Origin of the sequence: Nesterenkonia populi, from assembly GCF_007994735.1 — a bacterium.
Classification (GTDB): domain Bacteria; phylum Actinomycetota; class Actinomycetes; order Actinomycetales; family Micrococcaceae; genus Nesterenkonia; species Nesterenkonia populi.
Genome location: NZ_VOIL01000001.1, coordinates 211008 through 232508 on the forward strand (window position 1 = coordinate 211008; position 21501 = coordinate 232508).

Genomic DNA, 21501 nt, shown 5'->3' on the forward strand with positions numbered 1-21501 from the left:
CCGGCGGGGGTTTTCGTAGTGAAGCTGTGATTAGCGCTTCGAGTACTGCGGGGCCTTGCGGGCCTTCTTCAGCCCAGCCTTCTTCCGCTCCACGGCGCGTGCGTCGCGGGTCAGGAAGCCGGCCTTCTTCAGGGCCGCGCGGTTGTGGTCACGGTCCACACCGTTCAGGGCGCGGGAGATGCCCAGGCGCAGTGCGCCGGCCTGGCCGGAGGGGCCGCCGCCGTCGATCAGCGCGACGACGTCGTAGGCTCCGCTGAGGCCCAGCAGGGTGAAGGGGTCGTTGACCTCCTGCTGGTGCAGCTTGTTGGGGAAGTAGTCCTCCAGGCTGCGGCCGTTGAGGGTCCACTTGCCGGAGCCGGGGACGATCCGGACGCGGGCACGGGCCTGCTTGCGGCGGCCGATGGCGGCGCCGGGGACGGAGAGGTTGCGGTCAGCCGATGCCTGCTCGGCTGCCTCAGGCGCGGCCTGCGACTCGGAGGTGTAGCTGGTCACTTCCTCAGTCTCGGATGCCTGCACGGTGGTGTCTTCAGTGGTCTGAGTCATGTTCTGCTCCTTCCCAGCGCCTACTGAGCGACCTGGGTGATCTCGTAGGGCTTGGGCTGCTGAGCGGCGTGCGGGTGCTCGCTGCCTGCGTAGACGCGCAGCTTCTTCAGCTGGGCGCTGCCGAGCTTGTTGTGGGGAACCATGCCCTTGACGGCAACCTCCACAGCTCGGGTCGGGAAGCGCTCAATCATCTCCTGGAAGGAGAGGGACTTGATGCCGCCGGGGAAGCCGGAGTGCCTCCAGTAGCGCTTCTTGGAGGCCTTGTCGCCGGTGACGGCGACCTTGTCGGCGTTGATGATGATGACGAAGTCGCCCATGTCCTGGTGCGGCGCGAAGGTCGGCTTGTGCTTGCCGCGCAGCAGGTCAGCGGCGTGGGTGGCCAGCCGGCCCAGGACGACGTCAGTGGCGTCGATGACGTGCCACTGAGCGTCGGCGTCTCCTTGCTTGGGGGTGTACGTACGCACGGTGTTCATGCCTTTACGGTCGGTTGTTCTACGGTCAGGCTCCAGCCTCCGCACGTGTGTGAGATGCACGACGGCGCAGGTGCCTGTTCACTCTTCAGGTCCGGGACGCGCGGGGCGCCCCTGATATGTCGGTGCAGTTCCGGCTTTCCAGGTGAGGGCTGGAAAGATGCCGGGCCCGTAGGTCCCCGTCCCGTCCCATGGAGGCTTGATGGCCATGCAACTGAGCCGCCTCAACACGAATCCAGGCAGGGGTGGACACGCACAACAGCTGGTCACTCTACCGGAAAGCTGGTCGACCTGCATCCCGCTCGACCTGCCGACTTCCTCTCGCACAGGCAAGGCCTCTTGCAAACACAGATTTGCACAGATATTGTGTGGGAAATCCCACACTAATGTGGCACATACCACATTCAGTCTCTCTGAGGGAGGTCCCCATGCCCCTGCTCGCCGCCGAGCGCCACGGCCGCGTCCGTGCTCTGCTGACACAGGACGGCAGCGTCAGCGTCCAGCAGCTCGCTGACACCTTCGCCGTCACGCGGGAGACCGTCCGACGAGACTTGGACCAGCTCGAGGCGGAAGGAGCCCTGCGCCGCATCCATGGGGGCGCAGTGCCCGCCGCCTCCGCATCGCGGACCGAGGCGCCGCTCCAGGAGCGGCAGAGCCGTCGGGCCGAGGAGAAGCGCCGCATAGCCCATGCGGCGCTCGCGTACCTGCCTCCTGCCGAAGGAGGCTCCATGATCATCGACGCCGGCACCACCACGGAGGCCCTCGCCGAGCTCCTCACCGCCCCCGGGGAAAGGAGCGCCGAAGACCCCGAGGAGCACCGCTTCCTGATCACCAACGCGGTGCCCATCGCGGCGAAGCTCAGCTCCTCCCCCTCTGTCGACGTCGAGATTCTCGGCGGCAGCATCCGCGGGATCACCGGAGCCGCCGTCGGCGTGCAGACCACCGCGGCGCTGCGCCGACGCCGCGCCGACGTCGTCTTCCTCGGCACCAACGGGGTGGAGGCAGGGTTCGGGCTGAGCACCCCTGACACGCAGGAGGCCGCCGTGAAGACCGAGCTGCTCGAGGCCGGGCGCCAGCGCGTGGTGCTCGCCGACTCCTCGAAGCTGGGCCGCAGCTCCCTGGTGCAGTTCGCGAGGCTGGAGGACATCGACGTGCTGATCACCGACGCCGCGCCGCCGGCCTCCCTCGCTGATGCCCTGGCCGAGGCCGAGGTGTCCGTGGTGGTGGCCCCGTGATCCTCACCGTCACCCCCAACCCGAGCCTGGACAAGACCGTGGAGCTGTCCGCGCCGCTGGCCGTGGGACAGGTGCAGCGCGCCGCCGGCCAGCACGCCGAGCCGGGCGGCAAGGGCGTCAACATCGCACGCGCGCTGGCCGCAGCCGGTGAGGACTCCCTCGCCCTGCTCCCCGGCGACCCCGGCGACCCCGTGCTCACCGCCCTCGAGGAGCTCGCCGTGCGCCACGAGGCGCTGCCGATCGGCACCCCCCTGCGCACCAACATCACCATCACCGACCCTGCCGGCACCACCACCAAGGTCAACGAGCTCGGGCCCGCTCTGCCCCAGGAGCGGGTCGAGGCATTCCTCGAGACCGTGATCCGGCGCGCAGGGTCCGCGTCTTGGGCCGCACTGGCCGGCTCACTGCCGCCCGGCATGCCCGAGACCTTCTACGCCGACGTCATAGCCGGGCTGCGCAATGCTGGCGGGCCTCAGCCGCCACCGATCGCCGTCGACGCCTCAGGACCGGCCCTGGCCCACGCCGCCGCCTCCGGGCCCGACCTCATCAAGCCCAATGCCGAGGAGCTGCTGGAGCTCCACGCCGCCCTATGCGGCGCCGCAGCCTCCCCCGCCGTGAGCCCCGCGGAGCTGGAGGGCGAACGCGGCCTCGCAGCCGAGCTGGTCCGCAGCGTGCAGAAGCACGGCGTGCGGGCCGCACTGGTGACCCTCGGCGCGCACGGAGCCGTCCTCGTGCCGGAGCCCTCCTCGGACGCGCCGGTCCTCGCCGCCTCCGGACCCCCGCTCGTGGTGCGCAGCACCGTCGGCGCCGGCGACGCCTCGCTCGCCGGGTACGTGCTGGCCGCCCACCGGGGCGCCGCGGCGGAGGAGCGTCTGCGGCGCGCCGCCGCCCAGGGCCGGGCCGCAGCCTCCCTGCCGGGCTCCACCATGCCTCGCCCCCAAGACCTCAGGATCCTCGACATCGTCGTCGAGGAGCTACCCCCCACGAAGTAAGGAAACCGCCATGTCCATCACCACCACTGACCTGGTCAGCCTGGATGAGCTCACCGAGGAGCACCCCCGGGAGGTCATCCGTGCCCTGGCCGAGCGGCTCGTCCTGGCTGGGCGCGCCGAGAGCGCCGACCCCGTCTTCGAGGCCGCATGGGCCCGTGAGGAGCAGTCCTCCACCGGCATGCCCGGCGGCTTCGCGATCCCGCACTGCCGCACCGCAGCGGTCAGCCGCCCCACAGTCGCCTTCGCCCGGCTGCCCCAGCCCGTCCCCTTCGACCCGGACGAGCCCTCTGACCTGGTCTTCTTCATCATCGTTCCCGAGAGCGCCGACCAGGAGCATCTGAAGATCCTCTCCACCATCGCCACCTCGCTGATGGACGAGGAGTTCGTCTCCTCGCTGCGCTCAGCGCAGAGCCCCGACCACGCCGTGGAGCTGCTCCAGTCAGCCCTGGGCGGCCACGCGCAGGAGCCGGTCGACCAGCCGGCCGCAGCCTCCGCCGCGGAGGGCGCTCCGAGCCTGGTGGCCGTCACGGCCTGCCCCACCGGCATCGCCCACACCTATATGGCCGCCGACGCACTGAAGCAGGCCGCCGAGCGGCTCGGCATCTCGCTGCAGGTGGAGACCCAGGGCTCCGCCGGCTCCGCTCCCCTGGAGCGCAGCGCCATCGCCGAGGCCTCCGCCGTCGTCTTCGCCGCCGACGTCGACGTCCGCGACAAGCAGCGGTTCGTGGGCAAGCCGGTGGTCGCCTCCCGCGTCCGCCGGGGCATCGATGATCCGGAGTCGCTGCTGCGCGAAGCCCTGGCCGCCGCCGAGGACCCGCAGGCCAAGACGGTCAGCGTCGAGGACAGCGGCTCCTCCGAGAACGCTGAGGAGGAGTCGGAGAGCTTCGGCCGGAAGACCCAGCGGGTCCTGATGACCGGCGTGAGCTACATGATCCCGTTCGTGGCCGCCGGCGGCCTGCTCATCGCACTGGGCTTCCTGCTGGGCGGGTACAACATCACCGACGCCGCGGAGGACATCGCCTTCGGCAGCACCCTGTGGAGCCTGCCCTCCGAGGCTGAGCTGCCTGACCCGTTCCACGGATTCGGCGCCCTCGGCGGGTACCTCGGCGCGGTGTTCTTCGTCATCGGCGGGGCGGCCATGAACTTCCTGGTTCCCGCACTGGCCGGATACATCGCATACGGCATGGCGGACCGGCCCGGCATCGCGCCCGGATTCACGGCCGGCGCGGTGGCACTCAGCATGGACGCCGGCTTCATCGGCGGCATCGTCGGCGGTGTGCTCGCCGGCGCTGTGGCAGCCGGTTTCCGCCGGCTGGACGTTCCCCGCTGGCTGGCGGGGCTCATGCCCGTAGTGATCATCCCGCTGCTGGCCACCATCGTGGCCGCCGGGTCCATGGTCCTCTTCCTCGGCGGCCCCATCGCACAGCTGACCGCCGCCCTGGAGGGGTGGCTCGAGGGCATGACGGGCTCCGCCGCCGTCGTGCTGGGGCTGATCCTCGGCCTGATGATGTGCGTGGACCTCGGCGGCCCGGTCAACAAGGTGGCCTACTCCTTCGCCGTCGCAGGCGTCTCGGGGGCTGTCGCGGCGGGAGCCGATGCCCCGCTGATGATCATGGCCACGGTGATGGCAGCGGGCATGGTGCCGCCGCTGGGCATGGCCCTGGCGACCTTCGTGGACCGGAGGCTCTTCACCTCCGCGGAGCAGGAGAACGGAAAGACGGCCGTGCTGCTGGGCGCCGCCTTCATCTCCGAGGGGGCGATCCCCTTCGCCGCGGCAGATCCGCTGCGCGTGCTCCCCGCCTCGATGCTGGGCGGAGCGACCACCGGCGCGCTGACCATGGCCTTCGGGGTCACCTCCTTCGCTCCCCACGGCGGCGTGTTCGTGCCGTTCGCGGTGGAGAGCTTCCCGCTGTTCCTGGCCTCGGTCCTCTGCGGCGCTGCCGTCACGGCGCTCAGCGTGATCGCGCTGAAGCGCTGGGTCCGACGCGCCCCCGCGCAGAAGGCGGAGCCTCAGGCTGCCTCAGCCTGACCGCCGTCAGCGTTCGGGGAGAGAGCTCAGAGACGGGATGCGACGATGTCGCGGACGCGGTCGAAGAGGGGGTGGACAGGATCCAGCCCAGTGACCTCCGCCGTGACAGCCTCCGGGGAGACCTCTGCCGCGCGCATTCGGTCCAGCAGCTGGTGCAGCTGCTGGGCCTGCTCGTCTCCGGTGAACTCCAGGGCCGCGTCGACGGCACTCAGCAGGCCGTCCACCGCCAGGCCCTGCTCAGCGGCCTCGGCTGCGGGGCCGATGAGCCGCTCGCTGCGGGAGAGCTTGCGCAGCGGCTGACGTCCCACACGGTCCACGGTGTCCGGCAGGGCAGGGTTGCGGAAGCGATCGAGGATGGTGGTCCGGTACTCGGTCATCTCCTCATCAGTGAAGCCGTGCTTGGCGCGCAGCAGTGCGGAGGTCTCCTCGAGGGCGGCGGCGACGCCTGCTCCGACCTTCTCGTCGGCGAGCGCCTCGGCGATGGCGTCCAGTCCGGCCCGCTGGCCCAAGTAGGCGGCGGTGGCGTGGCCGGTGTTGACGGTGAAGAGCTTGCGCTCGATGTACGGGCCGAGCTCGTCCACGAAGTGCGCACCGGGAATGCTGGGGAGCCGGCCGCCGAAGGCGCCCTGCTCGATCGCCCACTCGTAGAAGGGCTCCACGGTGACGTCGATGCCGCCCTCGGACGGCTGGCCGGGCACGATGCGGTCCACCGCAGTGTTGGCGAAGACTGCATTGGAGGACAGAGCGCCCCACTCCTCACCGGCGAGCTCAGCGATGTGCTCGCGAAGGGTGTCGGTGGCGCCGATCGCGTTCTCACAGGCCATGACCTGCAGCGGAGCCGCATCCTCGGCCCGCTCGCGCAGTCCGGCAAGGATGTGAGGCGCGATGAGCTTCAGGATGGTGGGCCCCACCGCCGTGGTCACGACGTCGGCGTCGGCGACCTCGGCGGCCACCGCTTCCGGGCTCTCTGCGGAGTTGAGCGCCCTGAAGCCGGTGACTGTCCTGTCCTGCCCGCCGGCGCCGACCTCGTGCACGGTGTACGATTCGGCGGCGGCGAGAGCGTCCACCAGGGGGGCGGCGACGTCGGAGAAGACCACCTCATAGCCGCCCTCATGGAGCAGAAGCCCCACGAATCCGCGGCCGATGTTGCCTGCGCCGAAATGCACTGCCTTCATGAGGCGGTCTCCTCGTCTGTTCGCTGCTGGTTCTACTGGTTGACGGCCTGAAGCATCTGGAAGATCTCCTCCTCGGTGGAGGCTTCCTTCAGCTTCTGGACCTGGGACTCCTCGGCGAAGAGCTCGGCGATCCGGGAGAGGATCTGCAGGTGCTCGTCGCCCACACCGGCGATGCCGATGACGAAGCTGACCTGGTCGCCGGACCAGTCCACCCCGCCGTCGTACCGGGTGACGGACAGCGCGGAGGCCTTGACCGCGTCTTTGGCCTCGTTGGTGCCGTGCGGAATGGCCAGCTCGTTGCCCATGAAGGTGGAGACGGTCGCCTCACGGTCCCGCATGGCCTGCAGGTAGTCCTCGGTGACCGCTCCGGCGGAGACGAGGATCTCGTTGGCCTGCTGCAGCGCCTGATCCTTGGTGGCGGTGCCGGAGACGATGGTCACCCGCGCCGGGGTCAGTACCGCGGTCTCTGTGGCGACGCCGCCCTCCGCCTCAGCATGAGCGGCCGGAGCTGATGACTCCTCAGCGGCAGGGCTCTCCTCGCGGCTGCTCCTGACCAGCTCCACGACCTCGTCGTACTCGGGGGCGTTCATGAAGCTGTCCACGGAGACGTGGACGGCGTCGGGCTCCTGGCCACGGGCACGGTCGGTGAGCTGCTGCTGGGTGATGACGAGGTCCGCGTCGCCCGGCAGGTTCGGGATCGCCTTGTTGGTGATGTCGATGTCGGTGATGCCGGCTTCCTTCATCTTCTTGCGGAGCACTGAGGCGCCCATGGCGGAGGAGCCCATGCCGGCGTCGCAGGCGAAGTAGATCGTCTGGATCTTCGCGGAGGCGGCGGCCGGCACAGCGCCCGCACCGGCGGCCAGGTTGGCCAGGTGTTCGGACTTCTTGCCCTTGGCTGCCTCAGTCTTGGCGACGGCGGAGGTGAACTTATCCTCGCTGGCCAGGTCTTTCTTCCGGTCCTTGATGAGGATCAGGGCGGCCACGGCGAAGGTCACCGCTGCGGAGAGGACCCAGGAGAGGGTGACTCCCACCACGTTGCCGACCCCACCGCCTGCGGACTGCAGGTAGATGGCGATGATTGAACCGGGGGCGGCAGGCGCCTGCAGGCCGACCTCGAGCAGCATGTTGGTGGTCACACCGGTCGCACCGCCGGCGATCACAGCGACCAGCAGGGCCGGCTTCATCAGCACGTAGGGGAAGTAGACCTCGTGGATGCCGCCCACAAAGTGGATCAGCGCAGCGCCCGGGGCGGTGGCACGAGCAGCGCCGACGCCGAAGACGGTGAAAGCGAGCAGCAGACCGAGACCCGGGCCGGGGTTGGCCTCGAGCAGGAAGAGGATGGAGCTGCCCTCAGCGTCCGCCTGCTGGGTGCCCAGCGGGGTGAGCACGCCGTGGTTGATGGCGTTGTTCAGGAAGAAGACCTTAGCGGGCTCGATGAGCAGGGAGGTCAGTGGCAGGAGATTGTTGTCCACCAGCCACTCAACGGCTGAGCCGAGCGTCTCCATGAGCCAGTTGATCGGCGGGGCCAGCAGGAAGAACCCGACCACCAGCATGATGAAGCCGAGGATTCCGGCGGAGAACATGTTGACGAGCATCTCGAAGCCGGGTCTGATCTTCCCGTCCCAGATGGCGTCGATCTTCTTCATCAGCCAGGCGGCCAGCGGACCCATGATCATCGCGCCGATGAACATGTGGACGTACTCAAGCTCCTCCGCTTCGGGGAGCGTCTCGTTGAGCTGGTCGATGAAGAAGTCGGAGCCGGCGATCGTGCCGACGGCAGCCACCGCACCGACGACAGCGCCGCGAGTGTCATAGACCATCCGGCCGCCCTGCATGGCGATGAGGATCGGCAGCAGGTAGTGGATGATCGGGTAGATCACGCCGTCGAGCGCGTTGGTGGGAGCCCATCCGTCCTCGGTGAACTCACTGACGTTGACGATGATCGCGGTGGCGATGCCCCATGCGATCAGCGCGGGAATGTTCGGCATCACCATGCCGGACATGAAGGACCCGACCTTCTGGATCCCGACCCGGAGCGCCCCGGGCTGCTTCTGGTCCGGCGCGCCGGACTCTGCTTCTGCGGCAGGTGACGTCGTCGTCATCGCGTGCCCCTCTCGTTGTTCTGCGGTTGTCGTTGTAGAAGGTGCTACTGGGTGAGCGCCTCGCGCACGGCCGCACGGGCGGCGGCGGCGCTGGTGGTGCCCAGTGCGGCCTCAGCGGCCGCACGGGCGGAGTCTGCGGTGTGCTGGGAGAGCTCGTAGCGGACCTCGGCCAGAGCGGCAGGCGCCATGGACAGGGTGTTCACGCCCAGGCCCACCAGCACGACGGCCAGCAGCGGGTCCGCTGCCGCCTCGCCGCAGACGCCCACCGGCTTGGAGGCGGACCGGCCTGCGGCTCCGACCTCACGGATGAGCCGCAGCACGGCGGGGTGCCACGGGTCCTGGAGGCTGGCCACGGACCCGAGGAGGCGGTCTGCGGCCATGGCGTACTGAGTGAGGTCGTTGGTGCCGATGGAGGCGAAGCCGGTGCGCTGCAGGATCGGCTCGGCCAGCAGAGCGGAGGATGGGACCTCCACCATCACACCTGCGGTCTTCAGCCCGTGCGCGAGGGCGAGCTCCGTGAACTGCTCGGCCTCCTCAACCGTGGAGACCATGGGGGCCATGACCCACACGTCGGCTTCGGTCGCCGCCTCAGCCTGGGCGAGCGCGGTCAGCTGGTCCTCGAGGACCTCCTGCTTGGCAAGCAGGGCGCGGATGCCGCGCAGACCGAGGGCAGGGTTCTCCTCCTCATCGTTGGTGAGGAACGGCAGGGGCTTGTCCGCCCCGGCGTCGAGCACACGGACCACGACCTTCTTTCCGGGGAACGCCTCCAGCAGCTGGGTGTAGGCCTTGGCCTGCTCATCCACGGACGGTGCCCTGTCGGAGGAGAGGAAGAGGAACTCGGTGCGGAACAGCCCGACGCCCTCAGCGCCCAGCTGCACCGCGTTCTCCGCACCCTCGGGGCTGCCCAGGTTGGCCAGCAGCGGCACGGCGGTGCCGTCGGCGAGCGCACCCGGGGTGACGGGGGCCGACTGTACGGCGGCGCGCTGCTCGATGCGGCGCTGCACCTCAGCACGCTGCTCAGCGGTGGGGTCTGCGATGACATGGGATGAGGCGGCGTCGACGATGATGTCCTGCCCCTCAGCGAGGGTCTCGGCGCCCCGTGCCCCGACGACGGCGGTGATTCCCGCGCCGCGGGCGAGGATCGCGGTGTGAGAGGTGGGGCCGCCCTCCACGGTCACCAGCGCGAGAACCTTGTCCAGGTCCAGCAGGGCGGTGTCAGCGGGAGCGAGGTCCCGGGCGACCAGCACGAACGGGCGGCCGGGATCGGGCACGCCTGGGGCGGGCAGGCCGCGCAGGTGGGCGACGACCCGCTGGGAGACGTCGTTGAGGTCGGCGGCACGCTCGCCCAGATAGCCGCCGAGGCCCTTGAGCATCTCAGCGAACTCCTCGAATGCGCTGTGCACCGCCCACTCAGCCCGGCTGCCCTCAGCGGTCTTCGCCTCCACGGCCTCCGCCAGGGACGGATCCTGGGCCATCATGACCTGGGCCTCAAGGACCTCCTGAGCCTCTCCCCCCGCCTTCTCGCCGCGGGCGGCGAGGTCTGCGGCGACCGCGCTGACGGCCTCAGCGGCCCGTTCCCTCTCCTTCTCAGGGGCGAGGGTGGACTTCTCCGCCAGGGGGGCGGCCGGCGGGGGCGCCATGCGGGCCACCGGGCCGTGGGCGACGCCCTGGCCGATGCCGGTGCCGATGAGCATCCCGGCGCTGGATCCGGCGGGAGTCATGCTCAGGCCTCGTCGTGGTCGGTGACGAGGAGCTGCTCAAGGGTGTCCAGCGCGGACTCGGCGCTCTCCCCCTCGGCGGTGAGGACGACCTCGTCGCCCTTCTCCACTCCCAGAGAGAGCACGGTGAGGATGCTGGCGGCGTTGACCGTCTTCTCGCCCTTGGCGATGGTCACCGGAACACCGGTCTCCTGGGCTGCGGAGACGAACAGCTTGGCAGGGCGGGCGTGCAGGCCGCTGGAGGAGGCGACGGTGACGGTGCGCGATGCGGACATGATGAGAAGCCTTTCGTGGGGTTGATGACTCATCTAGGCGGAGGGGCTCTCCGCGCTGCTGATGAGCTCGAGCAGCGCACCCAGGGCTGCGCTGCCGTCGAGGTCTGTGCTGATGCTCTCCGGAAGCACACCGACCGGCGTCTGCTGCGGCCCGCTGAGCCCGCGCACGTCCTCGGCAAGGTCCGCCAGGTGGGGACCCAGAAGCACGGCGTCGGCCTCATCCAGCTCGTACAGCAGCGACGACTGGGCACCTGGCTGCGCGGTGTGCGGCAGGCCTTCGCCCTCCAGCGCCCGGTTGAGGCGCTGGGCGATGAATGTGCTGGACGCGCCTGCGCCGCACACCACCAGGATCTTCATCGATCTGCCTTCTGCTGCTCGTTCTGTGAGTTCTCCGGAGTTTTCTTCCGTCCTCGATTGTCCCGTGATGCAGGGCACAGAGCCATAGGTCCGCGGACGATGCTTTTTTCCGCCCCCGCGGAAACTCGGCCGACAGGCCTGTGGGAGGATGCACAGGTGGGCACCCGGCGCCAGGATCAGCTGATCTCTCTGCTCCTGAAGGAGCAGGGGTGGATCACCGGCGCCTCCCTGGCCGACTCCCTCGGCGTCACCCCGCGCAGCGTGCGCAGCTACATCTCGCAGATCAACGCGCGGGCCGGGGCCGAGGAGACTCACGACGCCGGAGAAGGCGCCCCCGCGGTGGAGTCCGGCCCCGAAGGCTACCGGGCTGACCCTCGCCGGCTGAGCCGGCTGCGCCCCGCACGCTCCGAATCGTCCCCGGACGCAAGGGCGCGCGCACTCATCCGTGAGCTGCTCGAGGCGGCCTCCGGGGTCGACCTCGCACGCACCGCCGAGCGGCTGCACCTGAGCGAAGCCACCGTCGAGGCAGACCTGCAGCGCGCCCGGACCATGATGCTCGGCCGTGACCTCACGTTGGACCGCTTCGGCTCGCGGGCGATGCTCTCCGGCAGCGAAGCCGCCCAGCGCCGGCTGATCTCCTCCCTGGTGCATGAGGAGATGGAGCAGGAGAGCTTCGACGTCGACTCCATGCGACGGGCCGCCGCACTGCGGACGGTTGACGGCGCCGCACTGGGCCCCTTCGCTCGGGAGCTGGCCGAACAGCTGCGCGGACTGGGGTTCTACGTCAACGAGTTCGCCTCCGCCGACGTGGCCCTGCACGCCGCGATCGCCGCCGACCGCGCCGCCCGAGGGCGCCCTCTGGAGCCATCCGCCGCCGACGGCCGGCCCCCGGCGGCGGCATCTCCGCCTGACGAGGACCGCGCTCGCATCACCGCCATGCTCGGCGAGCTCAGCACCCGCCACTTCAGCCTGCGCCTGACCCCCGCGGACCTCGACCACCTGGCATCCCTGGCGCTGACCCGCGTCGTCGCCCCCGGCGGGACGCGCCCGGTCCAGGCCGACCCGCAGGTCGAAAGCGTCGTCGCCGCCGCCGTCGCCCGTGCCGCTCACGATTACATGGTCGGCCTCGACGATCCCGGATTCGTCCGGCGCCTCTCCCTCCACGTGCAGAACCTCATGCTCCGCGCCGAGCAGCACGCCTGGTCCCGCAACCCCATGACCCAATCGCTCAAATCCGCCTACCCCATGGTCTTCGAGATCGCCGTCGCGCTCGCCTCAGACATCTCCCAGCGCCTCGGCGTCCCCCTGCCCGACGACGAGATCGGCTACCTCGCCATGCACGTCGGAGGGCGGCTCGAAGCCACCCGGTGGGCCGACACCGCCCTCACCGCGACAATCGTCAGCCCCGGCTACTACGAGCTCCACGAGCTGCTCCGCTCACGGATCGACGAGACCCTCGGCGCCTCGGTGGAAGTGGTCCGGATGGAGACGGGCGTGGATCCCGACTGGTCATCCTTCGACACCGACCTCATCCTCAGCACCGTCCCGCCGCCCACGCCTGACGAGCGCATCGTCACCCTCGCGCCTTTCCTCACCCAGTCCGACGTGGACCGCATCACCGCTGCCGCCGCCCGCGTACGACGCACTCGCCGGCTGGCCCGGCTGCGCCAGAAGCTCGAACGGTACTTCAGCGAAGACGCGTTCTTCCGCCCTCTCGAGGCCTCCGACGAGGAGAACGCCATCCGCCTGCTCGGCGAGCCGCTGGTGGAGCGGGGCGTGATCGACGCCTCCTACATCGAGGCATCCGTGGCCCGGGAGGCCATGTCCTCCACCGCGTTCACCGAGGCGCTCGCTGTGCCTCACGCCATGGAGATGACAGCCACCACCACCGCCATCTCCATCGGGATCGCGGAGGGCGGCCTTCCTTGGGGCGGCCAACGGGTCCAGGCCATTGCGCTCGTGGCCTTCAGCGAAGCTGAGCGGGACGCGTTCCAGACGGTCTTCGAGCAGCTGGTGGAAGTCTTCGGAGAGAGGAAGTCCCTGCAGCGCATCATCAGGCGCAGCAGGGACTTCTCCAGCTTCGTCGAGGCGTTGGCTCAGGCCTTGGAGTAGGCGTTCTGCGTCATCTCCTCGATCTCGCGATTCTTGGTCTCCGGCACGAACTTCAGCACAAAGAACAGCGAGACCAGCGCACTGATCGCATAGAAGCCGTAGGCGAAGACCAGTGAGAGCTCCGCCATCGAGGGGAACAGCGAGGAGACCAGGAAGTTGGAGCCCCAGTTGAACGCGGAGGCGACGCCCAGGGCCACAGCGCGCACCCGGTTGGGGAACATCTCGCCCAGCATCAGCCACATGAACGGACCCCAGGTGGCGCCGAAGCCGATCACGAAGATATTGGCCGAGATCAGGGCAATGATGTTCCACGGCTCGGGCAGCATCACACCGCCATCGTCACCGGCGTCGCCGACCACCTGGGCGAAGGAGAAGGAGATCGCCATCATGCCCAGGCCCACAGCCATCACCGCGGAGCCCACGGCCAGCGGTATGCGACGGCCGACCTTGTCCACGATCAGGATGCCGACGATGGTGGCGATGATGTTCAGGCTGGTGGTGATGACCTGGACCAGCATCGCCTGGTCCTCCTCAATGCCCACGGCCTGCCAGAGCGTGGTGGAGTAGTAGAAGATCACGTTGATGCCGACGAACTGCTGGAAGACGGCCAGGCCGATCCCGACCCAGACGATGGGCATCAGTCTTCCGCCGACGAACAGATCCTTGAGCTTCTGTCGCGCTTCCAAGTTGATGGTGTCGCGGATCTCTGTGATCTTGGCCGCCAGGGAGTCCTGCCCCTGAATGCCGACGACGTCCTGGAGGACCTTCGCAGCTTCCTTGTCGCGGCCGCGGGAGACCAGGTAGCGAGGCGACTCCGGCACCGAGAGCGCCAGGAGTCCGTAGATCAGGGCGGGAACCGCCTCAGAGAGGAACATCCAGCGCCACGCCTCCAGGCCGAACCACAGCTCGTTGGAGGCTCCTTCGGCAACCTCAGCAAAGATCCAGTTGGAGAACGCGGCCATGAAGATGCCGGTGACGATCGCCAGCTGGAAGAGCGAGCCGAGACGGCCGCGCCAGTTCGCCGGGGAGACCTCAGCGATGTAGGCCGGGGCGATCACCGAGGCCATACCGACGCCGATGCCGCCGACCACACGCCAGAAGATCAGGTCGTAGACGCTGAACACCAGCGCGGTGCCGATCGCGGAGACGAAGAAGAGGGAGGCGGCGATGAGCATCGCTTTCTGCCTGCCCACACGGTCCGAGATGGTTCCGCCAGCGAAGGCGCCGATCACACAGCCCAGCAGCGCGCTGGAGACGCTGAAGCCCTGCATGAATGCGCCGAGGTCGAATTCGTCGGCAATGGGCCCGACCGCGCCGTTGATCACGGCGGTGTCGAAGCCGAAGAGAAATCCGCCGAACGCGGCGACGAGGACGACCCACGCGACCGCACCGCCCAGTGACCCCCTTGCTGCTTCACTGTTCGAGGTCATCTTTGCTCTCATTTCTACTCGTCGTTGAGCATGATCGCATTGATTCTGCCGACTTATAACTTCTGATGCAACATATTTGGTGAGAAGTGTCGCGCTGAGGGGCCAGGAGCTTCGTGCATGATGCGGGAGGGATCAGCTCCCAGGGCGCATCGCCCGGGTCTGCGAGACCCGTCCGGCGAGCTGAGCGTCCTCTGGATACGCCACTGATTCCAGGACCAGTCCTTGGGGCGGCGCGAGGCGGACGCGCTGATCCCAGGAGGGCTCGCGGAGGCGTGACGCCAGCCAGCCGGGCTCGCGTCGCCCCTCCCCCACGTCCATGCATGCCCCGATCAGTGCTCGCACCATGTGGTGGCAGAATGCGTCAGCGGTCAGCAGCGCCGTGATGATGCCGTCCTCGCCGCGACGGATGCGAAAATCCTGCAGCTCCCGGATGGTCGTGGAGTGCTCGCGCGGCCTGCAGAAGCTTCCGAAATCCTTCAGGCCGAGCACGCTGATCGCCTCAGCATCCATGACGCGATCCTCCAGAGGCGTGCGCACCCAGGCGGTGTCCTGACGGCGCAGGGGGTCCCAGAGCAGCTGCTGGTCGGCGATCCGGTAGGTGTAGGTGCGGCTGAGCGCGGAGAACCTGGCATCAAACTCTCCCGGCACCTCTCGGACGGAATGAAGGACGACGGCGCCCGCCTGCCGTCCCAGCACTCCGGAGAGTCGGCGGCGCATCGCCTCGGCGGGCTCTATCTCACGCCTGCGGGAGAGGCCGTCGAATTCCTCGTCGCTGAGATCGAGGTGCACCACCTGGCCACGGGCGTGAACTCCGGCGTCGGTCCGCCCGGCGACGGTCACGGGCACCTCGCGCCGGATGATGGTGGCCAGGGCGTCCCGGAGCGCCCCCTCCACAGTGGCGAGCCCGGGCTGGGCCGCCCACCCGCGGTAGGCGCTGCCGTCGTAGGCGAGATCGAGGCGGATGCGGGGCATGGGGAGAACGATACAGAAATGCCCCCGTCCCTAGATCGGGCACGGGGGCATTTCTGTATCAGAGCAGAGGACCTACTTGTCCTCCTCCGGGGTCTCCTCGGCCGCGGCCTCGGCTGCGGTCTCGTCAGCCTCGGTGTCGGCCGGGGTCTCAGCGGCAGCTTCGTCGGATGCCTCTGCCTCGACTGCGTCGGCGGCAGCCTGCTCCTCAGCAGGCTCCTCCTCGGCGGGGGCGGCAGCAGCAGCCGCAGCCTCAGCGTCGCGGACGACCTTCTGCTTGGGGCTCACCGGCTCCATCACCAGCTCGATGACAGCCATGGGGGCGTTGTCGCCCTTGCGGCTGCCGATCTTGGTGATGCGGGTGTAGCCGCCCTCGCGCTCGGCCATGGCCGGGGCGATCACTGTGAACAGCTCGTGCACGATGCCCTGGTTGGTGGCGTTCTTCGCGCTGATCTGGGCGACCACCCTGCGACGGGCAGCCAGATCACCCTTCTTGGCGAGGGTGATGAGCCGCTCAGCGTAGGGACGCAGACGCTTGGCCTTGGTCACCGTAGTAGTGATCGAACGGTTCTCGAAAAGCTGGGCCGAGAGGTTGGCCAGCATGAGCTTCTCGTGCGCTGGGCCTCCGCCCAGACGCGGTCCCTTGGTGGGGGTTGGCATTGTCTTACTCCTTGGTTACACGCTCACCCTGTGAGGCGAGCCGAATCTGTGCGGAGCCTCAGTTGGAGAACTGAGGGTCCTCGTCGTCGTACTCTTCCTCTTCAGCGGCGAAGCGGGCTGCCGCGGGGTCGAAGCCCTCCGGGGAGTCCTTGAGCTGGAGGTTGTACTCGACCAGCTTCTCCTTGACCTCGTCGATGGACTTGGCACCGAAGTTCCTGATGTCCATCAGGTCAGCCTCGGAGCGAGCAGTGAGCTCACCGATGCTGTGGATGCCCTCGCGCTTGAGGCAGTTGTAGGAGCGCACGGTGAGCTCCAGGTCCTCGATCGGAAGAGCCATGTCCGCAGCCAGGGCGGCATCGGTCGGCGAAGGGCCGATCTCGATGCCCTCGGCGGAGAAGTTCAGCTCCTTGGCCAGGCCGAACAGCTCCACCAGGGTGGAGCCGGCGGAGGCCAGGGCATCACGGGGCACCAGGGAGGGCTTGGTCTCCACGTCGATGGTGAGCTTGTCGAAGTCCGTGCGCTGCTCCACACGAGTGGCCTCGACCTTGTAGCTGACCTTGACCACCGGGGAGTAGATGGAGTCCACGGGAATCCGACCGATCTCGGAGTCCTCGAGCTTGTTCATGGCGGCGGAGACGTATCCGCGGCCGCGCTCGATGGTCAGCTCGAGGTCCAGCTTGCCGTCCTCGTTGAGGGTGAGCAGCTGCAGGTCCGGGTTGTGGAACTCCACGCCCGCCGGCGGGGTGATGTCGGCTGCGGTGACCGGGCCGGGGCCCTCCTTGCGGAGGTAGGCGACCACGGGCTCGTCGTGCTCGGACGAGACGGAGAGCTTCTTCACGTTGAGGACCAGCTCAGTGACATCCTCCTTGGCACCGTTGATGGTGCTGAACTCATGCAGCACGCCGTCGATGCGGATGCTGGTGACAGCAGCGCCGGGGATCGAGGAGAGCAGGGTGCGGCGCAGCGAGTTGCCGAGGGTGTAGCCGAAGCCGGGCTCAAGCGGCTCGATGGTGAAACGGGCGCGGGTGTCGTTGACGACTTCTTCTGTCAGCGTGGGGCGCTGTGCAATGAGCACTTGTGGTTCCTTATCCGTATGCGTCCGCTATTTGACGCACACTGTTGTCGGCGGGGAACTTCAGATGTGGCGCACGACGACGGCATGCGTGCCGCCGGGGTGCTGTGTGGCCGGCGAAGAAGCCGTGTCAGACGCGGCGGCGCTTCGGAGGGCGGCAGCCGTTGTGGGCCGACGGGGTGACGTCGGAGATGGAGCCGACCTCCAGGCCTGCGGCCTGCAGGGAGCGGATGGCGGTCTCGCGGCCGGAGCCGGGACCCTTCACGAACACGTCAACCTTCTTCATCCCGTGCTCCTGCGCCCGCTTGGCAGCCTGCTCAGCGGCCATCTGCGCAGCGAAGGGCGTGGATTTGCGGGAGCCCTTGAAGCCGACCTCGCCGGAGGAGGCCCAGGAGACCACCGCACCGGTGGAGTCAGTGATGGAGACGATGGTGTTGTTGAAGGTCGACTTGATGTGAGCCTGGCCCTGCGTGATGTTCTTTGATGCGCGGCGGCGCGGCTTGCGCGCGGCTGCTCGAGTCTTGGGGGGCATAATTCTCCTGCTGAACTACTTCTTCTTGCCTGCGACGGTCTTCTTCGGACCCTTACGGGTGCGCGCGTTGGTCTTGGTCTTCTGACCGCGGACGGGCAGGCCGCGACGGTGGCGCAGCCCCTCGTAGGAGCCGATCTCGACCTTGCGGCGGATATCGGCGGAGACCTCACGGCGGAGGTCGCCTTCGACGGTGAAGTTGCCCTCGATGTAGTCGCGCAGCTGAACGAGCTGGTCGTCAGTCAGGTCCTTCACGCGAGTGTTGGGGTCGATGCCGGTGGCCTCAAGGGCCTCGGCGGCGCGGGTGCGGCCCACGCCGTAGATGTAGGTGAGTCCGATCACCGAGCGCTTCGCATCGGGGATGTCGACTCCTGCCAGACGTGCCATCTGGTCAGTCCTCCTTAGTTCGTCCGAAGGTCTTCAGCAGTGCTCCCCGCTGGGACCATTTCCGGCCCGGCCTCGGAGGTGAGGCTCTCATCGGGTCTCCGGCCTTCGGCAACCGGAGGTGTGCTCGCCAGCTCCTGCGAGCTGCGCTGCTGTTCTATTTTTTCGAGCTGCGGTGCTGCGCTGGGCCTCAGCCCTGGCGCTGCTTGTGGCGTGCGTTCTTGCAGATCACTCGGACCACGCCCTTGCGGCGGATCAGCTTGCAGTCGGAGCAGATCGGCTTGACGCTCGGCTTCACCTTCATGGCTATACCTCTGTCTTGGTTTACTTGTAGCGGTAGACGATGCGGCCGCGGTTGAGGTCGTAGGGACTCATCTCCACGACGACCCTGTCCTCGGGGAGGATGCGGATGTAGTGCTGGCGCATCTTGCCCGAGATGGTGGCGAGCACCACGTGCTCGTTCTCCAGCCTCACTCGGAACATGGCATTGGGCAGAGCCTCGACAACTGAGCCCTCTACTTCGATGACGCCTTCTTTTTTCCCCATACGCTCCACACACCGGTCGCGATCCCCCGCAGCGAATACGCCGTCAGACGGACTGATGGCGCTGAGTCTCAGCGGAGGATCTGGATTTCTGCTTCAGAGCCTCTGGGCACAGATGACCGCAGAGACAACCAACAGACGATCCTACCGGAGTCAAGCAACGCGCGCCACTCGGCGGGTCTGCGCTCAGGCCGGAGGCGCCGGAGTGATGCCGTGCGCAGCCAGCTCGACTGCTCCCCCGTCGGGCGCGGTGAGGACCCAGACGCCGTCTTCGTGCCGGCAGACGGAGTGCTCCCACTGGCTGGAGCGGGAGCCGTCAGTGGTCACCACGGTCCAGTCGTCGTCGAGCACCTTCGTGTCGATGCCGCCTCGGACCAGCATGGGCTCGATGGCCACGGCCATGCCGGGCTTGATCTTGGTGCCCTTCATGCCGGTCGAATAGTTGAAGACATCCGGAGCCATGTGCATGGCAGAACCGATGCCGTGCCCCACATAGTCCTCAAGGATCCCCAGCGCGGGACCCTTCTGGGAGGTGATGTGCTCCTCGATGGCCTCCCCGACCTCGCCGATGTGCTTCGCCTCAGCGAAAGCGGCAATGCCGGCCCAGAGAGCACCCTTCGTGATCTCAGAGAGTCGCTCATCGGCCGGGTCCGCCGTACCGTCGGCGGATGAGCCGAGGATCACCGTGCGGGCAGAGTCGGAGTGCCACCCCGCGATGATGCAGCCGCCGTCGATCTTCAGGACATCGCCCTGCTCAAGGACCCGCCCCCCGGGGATCCCGTGGACGACCTCCTCGTTGACGGAGGTGCAGATGCAGGCTGGGAACCCGTGGTAGTTCAGGAAGTTCGGCTTGGCGCCCCGGCGGGCGATGAATTCGGAGAACACGTCGTTGAGCTCACCGGTGGTCACCCCTGGGGCTGCGGCGGCGACGGTCGCGTCCAGCGCCTCACAGAGGATGCTGCCGGCCGCGTCCATGTGCCGGAGCTGCTCGGGGGTCTTCAGCTCGACGCGCGAGCGGAACATGCTCAGCGGAGCTCCTTCATGATGCGCGCGTTGACCTCGTCCACGGCGCCGAGCCCGTCGACCTGCTTGAGCAGCCCACGGGTGGAGTATTCGGCGATCATCGGGGAGGTCTCCGACTCGAAGACCTCCAGGCGGTGGCGGATGACATCCTCGGTGTCGTCGCTGCGCCCCTCCTGCTGAGCTCGTTTGGCCAGCCGCGAGACGAGCTCCTCCTTCTCCGCCGTGAGCTCCAGGACTACGTCCAGCTCCACGCCCAGGCGAGCGATGATCTCATCGAATGCCTCGACCTGGGTCAGATTGCGGGGGTAGCCGTCCAGCAGGAAGCCGTTCTCGGCGTCGTCCCAGGACAGCCGGTCCTCGATGAGCCGGTTGGTCAGGGAGTCAGGCACCAGATTGCCGGCCTCGACGTATTTCTGGGCCTCCTGGCCCAGCGGGGTGCCGCCTTTGATGTTCTCCCGAAATATGTCTCCGGTGGAGATGGCGACGATGCCGAGCTCCTCGGAGATCTTCTTGGACTGGGTTCCCTTGCCGGCGCCCGGGGGGCCGACGATCAGCATGCGTCGTGTCATCGCAGAAGCCCTTCGTAGTTGTGCTGCTCAAGCTGAGCGTTGATCTGCTTCACCGTGTTCAGCCCCACCCCGACCATGATGAGGATCGACGTGCCTCCGAACGGGAAGTTCTGGTCAGCCTCGATCAGCACGAACGCAATCAGCGGGATCAGCGCGATGAAGCCGAGGTACAGGGCGCCCGGGAAGGTGATTCTGCTGATCACGTAGCCCAGATAGGACTCAGTGGCCTTGCCTGCACGCACACCGGGGATGAAGCCGCCGTACTTGCGCATGTTCTCCGCGACCTCGTTGGGGTTGAACGTGATCGAGACGTAGAAGTAGGTGAAGCCGACCGTGGCCAGGAAGAATGCCGCCATGTAGAGGGGGTGGTCGCCGGAGCCGAAGTACTGTGCGACGAACTCATAGAGCGGCCCCACATCCTCGCCGGCCTCCGGCTGGTTGAACTGCATCCACACGCTCGGCAGCATCAGCACCGAGGAGGAGAAGATGACCGGGATGACCCCTGCCATGTTGACCTTGATCGGGATGTAGGTGGAGGAGCCTCCCACCGTGCGGCGGCCGATCTGCTTCTTCGCGTACTGGACCGGCACGCGGCGCTGGGACTGCTCGACGAAGACGATGGCCGCGATCAGCAGCAGGCCGATCACGCAGACCACGGTGAATACCCGCCAGCCCTGCACGGCCCAGATCTCCTGCATGGAGCCGGGGAAGCCGGCGGCGATGGCGACGAAGATCAGGATGGACATGCCGTTGCCGACGCCGCGCTCAGTGATCTGCTCGCCGAGCCACATGATCATCGCCACGCCGGTGACCAGCGTGAGGATCATCAGCACGATGATGAACAGCGACTGGTCGGGGATGATCCACTCGCCCTCACACCCCAGGAGCGTGCCGGTGCGCGCCATGGTGACGAGCACTGTCGCGTTCATCAGGGCCAGCGCAAGGGTGAGGTAGCGGGTGTACTGGGTCAGTTTTGCCTGGCCCTGCGCTCCTTCCCGCTGGAGCGCCTCAAAGCGAGGGATGACCACGCGCAGCAGCTGCACGATGATGGCCGCCGTGATGTAGGGCATGACTCCGAGCGCAAAGACGGAGAGCTGCAGCATCGCCCCGCCGGAGAACATGTTCACGAAGTTGTACAGGCCGCCCTCGGCGTTGCCCAGCGCAAGGCACCGCTGAACGCCGGCGTAGTCGACCCCGGGGGCGGGGATGAATGCGCCGATGCGGTAGATCACGATGATCCCGAGCGTAAACAGGATCTTCATGCGCAGGTCGGGTGACTGGAACACCCTGGCTATTGCGCTGAACAAGCGTCCT

At 67.9% G+C, this 21501-nt stretch carries 22 protein-coding genes; 4 read left to right on the top strand and 18 right to left on the bottom strand.

All coding sequences use genetic code 11. From position 1 onward, the window contains the following. Positions 1–30 precede the first annotated feature (30 nt). The gene (rpsI, locus tag FWJ47_RS00955) at positions 31–543 is read right to left on the bottom strand and encodes a 30S ribosomal protein S9 (protein ID WP_147103010.1); all 513 of its coding nucleotides are present in this window, start codon (positions 541–543) and stop codon (positions 31–33) included. Between the two features lie 20 nt (positions 544–563). Next, on the bottom strand, positions 564–1007 hold the full coding sequence (gene rplM / locus FWJ47_RS00960; RefSeq protein ID WP_147108707.1) for a 50S ribosomal protein L13: 444 nt from the start codon (positions 1005–1007) through the stop codon (positions 564–566). A gap of 434 nt (positions 1008–1441) precedes the next feature. On the opposite strand from rplM, the gene FWJ47_RS00965 reads away from it, so the two are divergent. Genes FWJ47_RS00965 through FWJ47_RS00975 form a run of 3 tightly spaced genes read left to right on the top strand, consistent with a single transcriptional unit; the run spans position 1442 to position 5269 of the window. Further along, entirely contained in the window at positions 1442–2248 is an 807-nt protein-coding gene (locus tag FWJ47_RS00965) for a DeoR/GlpR family DNA-binding transcription regulator (RefSeq protein ID WP_147103013.1), read from the top strand. Next, positions 2245–3240: a 1-phosphofructokinase family hexose kinase gene (locus tag FWJ47_RS00970; RefSeq protein ID WP_147103015.1), complete on the top strand. Its 996-nt coding sequence runs from the start codon at positions 2245–2247 to the stop codon at positions 3238–3240. Before FWJ47_RS00965 ends, FWJ47_RS00970 begins: the two co-directional genes overlap by 4 nt. 10 nt (positions 3241–3250) lie before the next feature. Further along, positions 3251–5269: a PTS fructose transporter subunit IIABC gene (locus tag FWJ47_RS00975; protein ID WP_147103017.1), complete on the top strand. Its 2019-nt coding sequence runs from the start codon at positions 3251–3253 to the stop codon at positions 5267–5269. Positions 5270–5295: 26 nt separating this feature from the next. Here FWJ47_RS00975 and FWJ47_RS00980 read toward each other — a convergent pair whose 3' ends face one another. The 5 genes from FWJ47_RS00980 to FWJ47_RS01000 are packed head-to-tail and all read right to left on the bottom strand — an operon-like array spanning position 5296 to position 10896. Further along, positions 5296–6444 carry a mannitol-1-phosphate 5-dehydrogenase gene (locus FWJ47_RS00980; RefSeq protein ID WP_147103020.1) on the bottom strand — a complete coding sequence of 383 codons (1149 nt, stop codon included), beginning with the start codon at positions 6442–6444 and terminating at the stop codon, positions 5296–5298. 32 nt (positions 6445–6476) lie between these two features. Next, positions 6477–8546: a PTS mannitol transporter subunit IICBA gene (locus tag FWJ47_RS00985; protein ID WP_147103022.1), complete on the bottom strand. Its 2070-nt coding sequence runs from the start codon at positions 8544–8546 to the stop codon at positions 6477–6479. Between the two features lie 44 nt (positions 8547–8590). Further along, positions 8591–10267, bottom strand: a complete 1677-nt coding sequence (gene ptsP, locus FWJ47_RS00990; protein ID WP_246126106.1) for a phosphoenolpyruvate--protein phosphotransferase — start codon at positions 10265–10267, stop codon at positions 8591–8593. Between the two features lie 2 nt (positions 10268–10269). Then, positions 10270–10539 (bottom strand): HPr family phosphocarrier protein, encoded by a 270-nt coding sequence (locus tag FWJ47_RS00995; protein ID WP_147103025.1) that lies wholly within the window; start codon positions 10537–10539, stop codon positions 10270–10272. Between the two features lie 33 nt (positions 10540–10572). Beyond that, complete coding sequence (locus FWJ47_RS01000) at positions 10573–10896, bottom strand: PTS sugar transporter subunit IIB (protein ID WP_147103027.1); 324 nt, start codon at positions 10894–10896, stop codon at positions 10573–10575. Positions 10897–11052: 156 nt separating this feature from the next. On the opposite strand from FWJ47_RS01000, the gene FWJ47_RS01005 reads away from it, so the two are divergent. Beyond that, on the top strand, positions 11053–13008 hold the full coding sequence (locus tag FWJ47_RS01005) for a BglG family transcription antiterminator (RefSeq protein WP_246126107.1): 1956 nt from the start codon (positions 11053–11055) through the stop codon (positions 13006–13008). Here FWJ47_RS01005 and FWJ47_RS01010 read toward each other — a convergent pair. The 11 genes from FWJ47_RS01010 to secY form a co-directional block, all read right to left on the bottom strand. Further along, entirely contained in the window at positions 12993–14438 is a 1446-nt protein-coding gene (locus FWJ47_RS01010; protein WP_147103029.1) for a sugar porter family MFS transporter, read from the bottom strand. The two genes, FWJ47_RS01005 and FWJ47_RS01010, sit on opposite strands and share 16 nt — an antisense overlap. 132 nt (positions 14439–14570) lie before the next feature. Beyond that, positions 14571–15410: a tRNA pseudouridine(38-40) synthase TruA gene (gene truA / locus FWJ47_RS01015; protein ID WP_147103032.1), complete on the bottom strand. Its 840-nt coding sequence runs from the start codon at positions 15408–15410 to the stop codon at positions 14571–14573. Between the two features lie 72 nt (positions 15411–15482). Next, entirely contained in the window at positions 15483–16067 is a 585-nt protein-coding gene (gene rplQ, locus FWJ47_RS01020; RefSeq protein ID WP_147103035.1) for a 50S ribosomal protein L17, read from the bottom strand. A gap of 58 nt (positions 16068–16125) precedes the next feature. Further along, a complete protein-coding gene (locus FWJ47_RS01025) occupies positions 16126–17142 on the bottom strand; it encodes a DNA-directed RNA polymerase subunit alpha (RefSeq protein ID WP_147103037.1) in 1017 nt (338 codons plus the stop codon). A 127-nt stretch (positions 17143–17269) separates the two neighbouring features. Next, positions 17270–17671, bottom strand: a complete 402-nt coding sequence (rpsK, locus tag FWJ47_RS01030; RefSeq protein WP_146340990.1) for a 30S ribosomal protein S11 — start codon at positions 17669–17671, stop codon at positions 17270–17272. 15 nt (positions 17672–17686) lie between these two features. Next, positions 17687–18055: a 30S ribosomal protein S13 gene (gene rpsM / locus FWJ47_RS01035; protein ID WP_147103039.1), complete on the bottom strand. Its 369-nt coding sequence runs from the start codon at positions 18053–18055 to the stop codon at positions 17687–17689. Positions 18056–18242: 187 nt separating this feature from the next. Then, positions 18243–18356 (bottom strand): 50S ribosomal protein L36, encoded by a 114-nt coding sequence (gene rpmJ / locus FWJ47_RS01040; protein WP_147103041.1) that lies wholly within the window; start codon positions 18354–18356, stop codon positions 18243–18245. 20 nt (positions 18357–18376) lie between these two features. After that, the gene (gene infA, locus FWJ47_RS01045) at positions 18377–18598 is read right to left on the bottom strand and encodes a translation initiation factor IF-1 (RefSeq protein ID WP_146340987.1); all 222 of its coding nucleotides are present in this window, start codon (positions 18596–18598) and stop codon (positions 18377–18379) included. A 183-nt stretch (positions 18599–18781) separates the two neighbouring features. Next, entirely contained in the window at positions 18782–19618 is an 837-nt protein-coding gene (gene map, locus FWJ47_RS01050) for a type I methionyl aminopeptidase (protein WP_425465987.1), read from the bottom strand. Between the two features lie 2 nt (positions 19619–19620). Then, complete coding sequence (locus FWJ47_RS01055; RefSeq protein WP_147103045.1) at positions 19621–20187, bottom strand: adenylate kinase; 567 nt, start codon at positions 20185–20187, stop codon at positions 19621–19623. Then, the gene (gene secY, locus FWJ47_RS01060; protein ID WP_147103047.1) at positions 20184–21494 is read right to left on the bottom strand and encodes a preprotein translocase subunit SecY; all 1311 of its coding nucleotides are present in this window, start codon (positions 21492–21494) and stop codon (positions 20184–20186) included. Before secY ends, FWJ47_RS01055 begins: the two co-directional genes overlap by 4 nt. Between the last annotated feature and the right edge of the window lie 7 nt (positions 21495–21501).

Excerpts from the sequence above, each read along its gene's own strand:
- rpsI (WP_147103010.1), bottom strand. The coding sequence starts at position 543 with ATGACTCAGACCACTGAAGACACCACCGTGCAGGCATCCGAGACTGAG.
- FWJ47_RS00965 (WP_147103013.1), top strand. The coding sequence starts at position 1,442 with ATGCCCCTGCTCGCCGCCGAGCGCCACGGCCGCGTCCGTGCTCTGCTG.
- FWJ47_RS00975 (WP_147103017.1), top strand. The coding sequence starts at position 3,251 with ATGTCCATCACCACCACTGACCTGGTCAGCCTGGATGAGCTCACCGAG.
- FWJ47_RS00980 (WP_147103020.1), bottom strand. The coding sequence starts at position 6,444 with ATGAAGGCAGTGCATTTCGGCGCAGGCAACATCGGCCGCGGATTCGTG.
- FWJ47_RS00985 (WP_147103022.1), bottom strand. The coding sequence starts at position 8,546 with ATGACGACGACGTCACCTGCCGCAGAAGCAGAGTCCGGCGCGCCGGAC.
- ptsP (WP_246126106.1), bottom strand. The coding sequence starts at position 10,267 with ATGACTCCCGCCGGATCCAGCGCCGGGATGCTCATCGGCACCGGCATC.
- FWJ47_RS00995 (WP_147103025.1), bottom strand. The coding sequence starts at position 10,539 with ATGTCCGCATCGCGCACCGTCACCGTCGCCTCCTCCAGCGGCCTGCAC.
- FWJ47_RS01000 (WP_147103027.1), bottom strand. The coding sequence starts at position 10,896 with ATGAAGATCCTGGTGGTGTGCGGCGCAGGCGCGTCCAGCACATTCATC.
- FWJ47_RS01010 (WP_147103029.1), bottom strand. The coding sequence starts at position 14,438 with ATGACCTCGAACAGTGAAGCAGCAAGGGGGTCACTGGGCGGTGCGGTC.
- truA (WP_147103032.1), bottom strand. The coding sequence starts at position 15,410 with ATGCCCCGCATCCGCCTCGATCTCGCCTACGACGGCAGCGCCTACCGC.
- rplQ (WP_147103035.1), bottom strand. The coding sequence starts at position 16,067 with ATGCCAACCCCCACCAAGGGACCGCGTCTGGGCGGAGGCCCAGCGCAC.
- rpsK (WP_146340990.1), bottom strand. The coding sequence starts at position 17,671 with ATGCCCCCCAAGACTCGAGCAGCCGCGCGCAAGCCGCGCCGCCGCGCA.
- rpsM (WP_147103039.1), bottom strand. The coding sequence starts at position 18,055 with ATGGCACGTCTGGCAGGAGTCGACATCCCCGATGCGAAGCGCTCGGTG.
- rpmJ (WP_147103041.1), bottom strand. The coding sequence starts at position 18,356 with ATGAAGGTGAAGCCGAGCGTCAAGCCGATCTGCTCCGACTGCAAGCTG.
- infA (WP_146340987.1), bottom strand. The coding sequence starts at position 18,598 with ATGGGGAAAAAAGAAGGCGTCATCGAAGTAGAGGGCTCAGTTGTCGAG.
- map (WP_425465987.1), bottom strand. The coding sequence starts at position 19,618 with ATGTTCCGCTCGCGCGTCGAGCTGAAGACCCCCGAGCAGCTCCGGCAC.
- FWJ47_RS01055 (WP_147103045.1), bottom strand. The coding sequence starts at position 20,187 with ATGACACGACGCATGCTGATCGTCGGCCCCCCGGGCGCCGGCAAGGGA.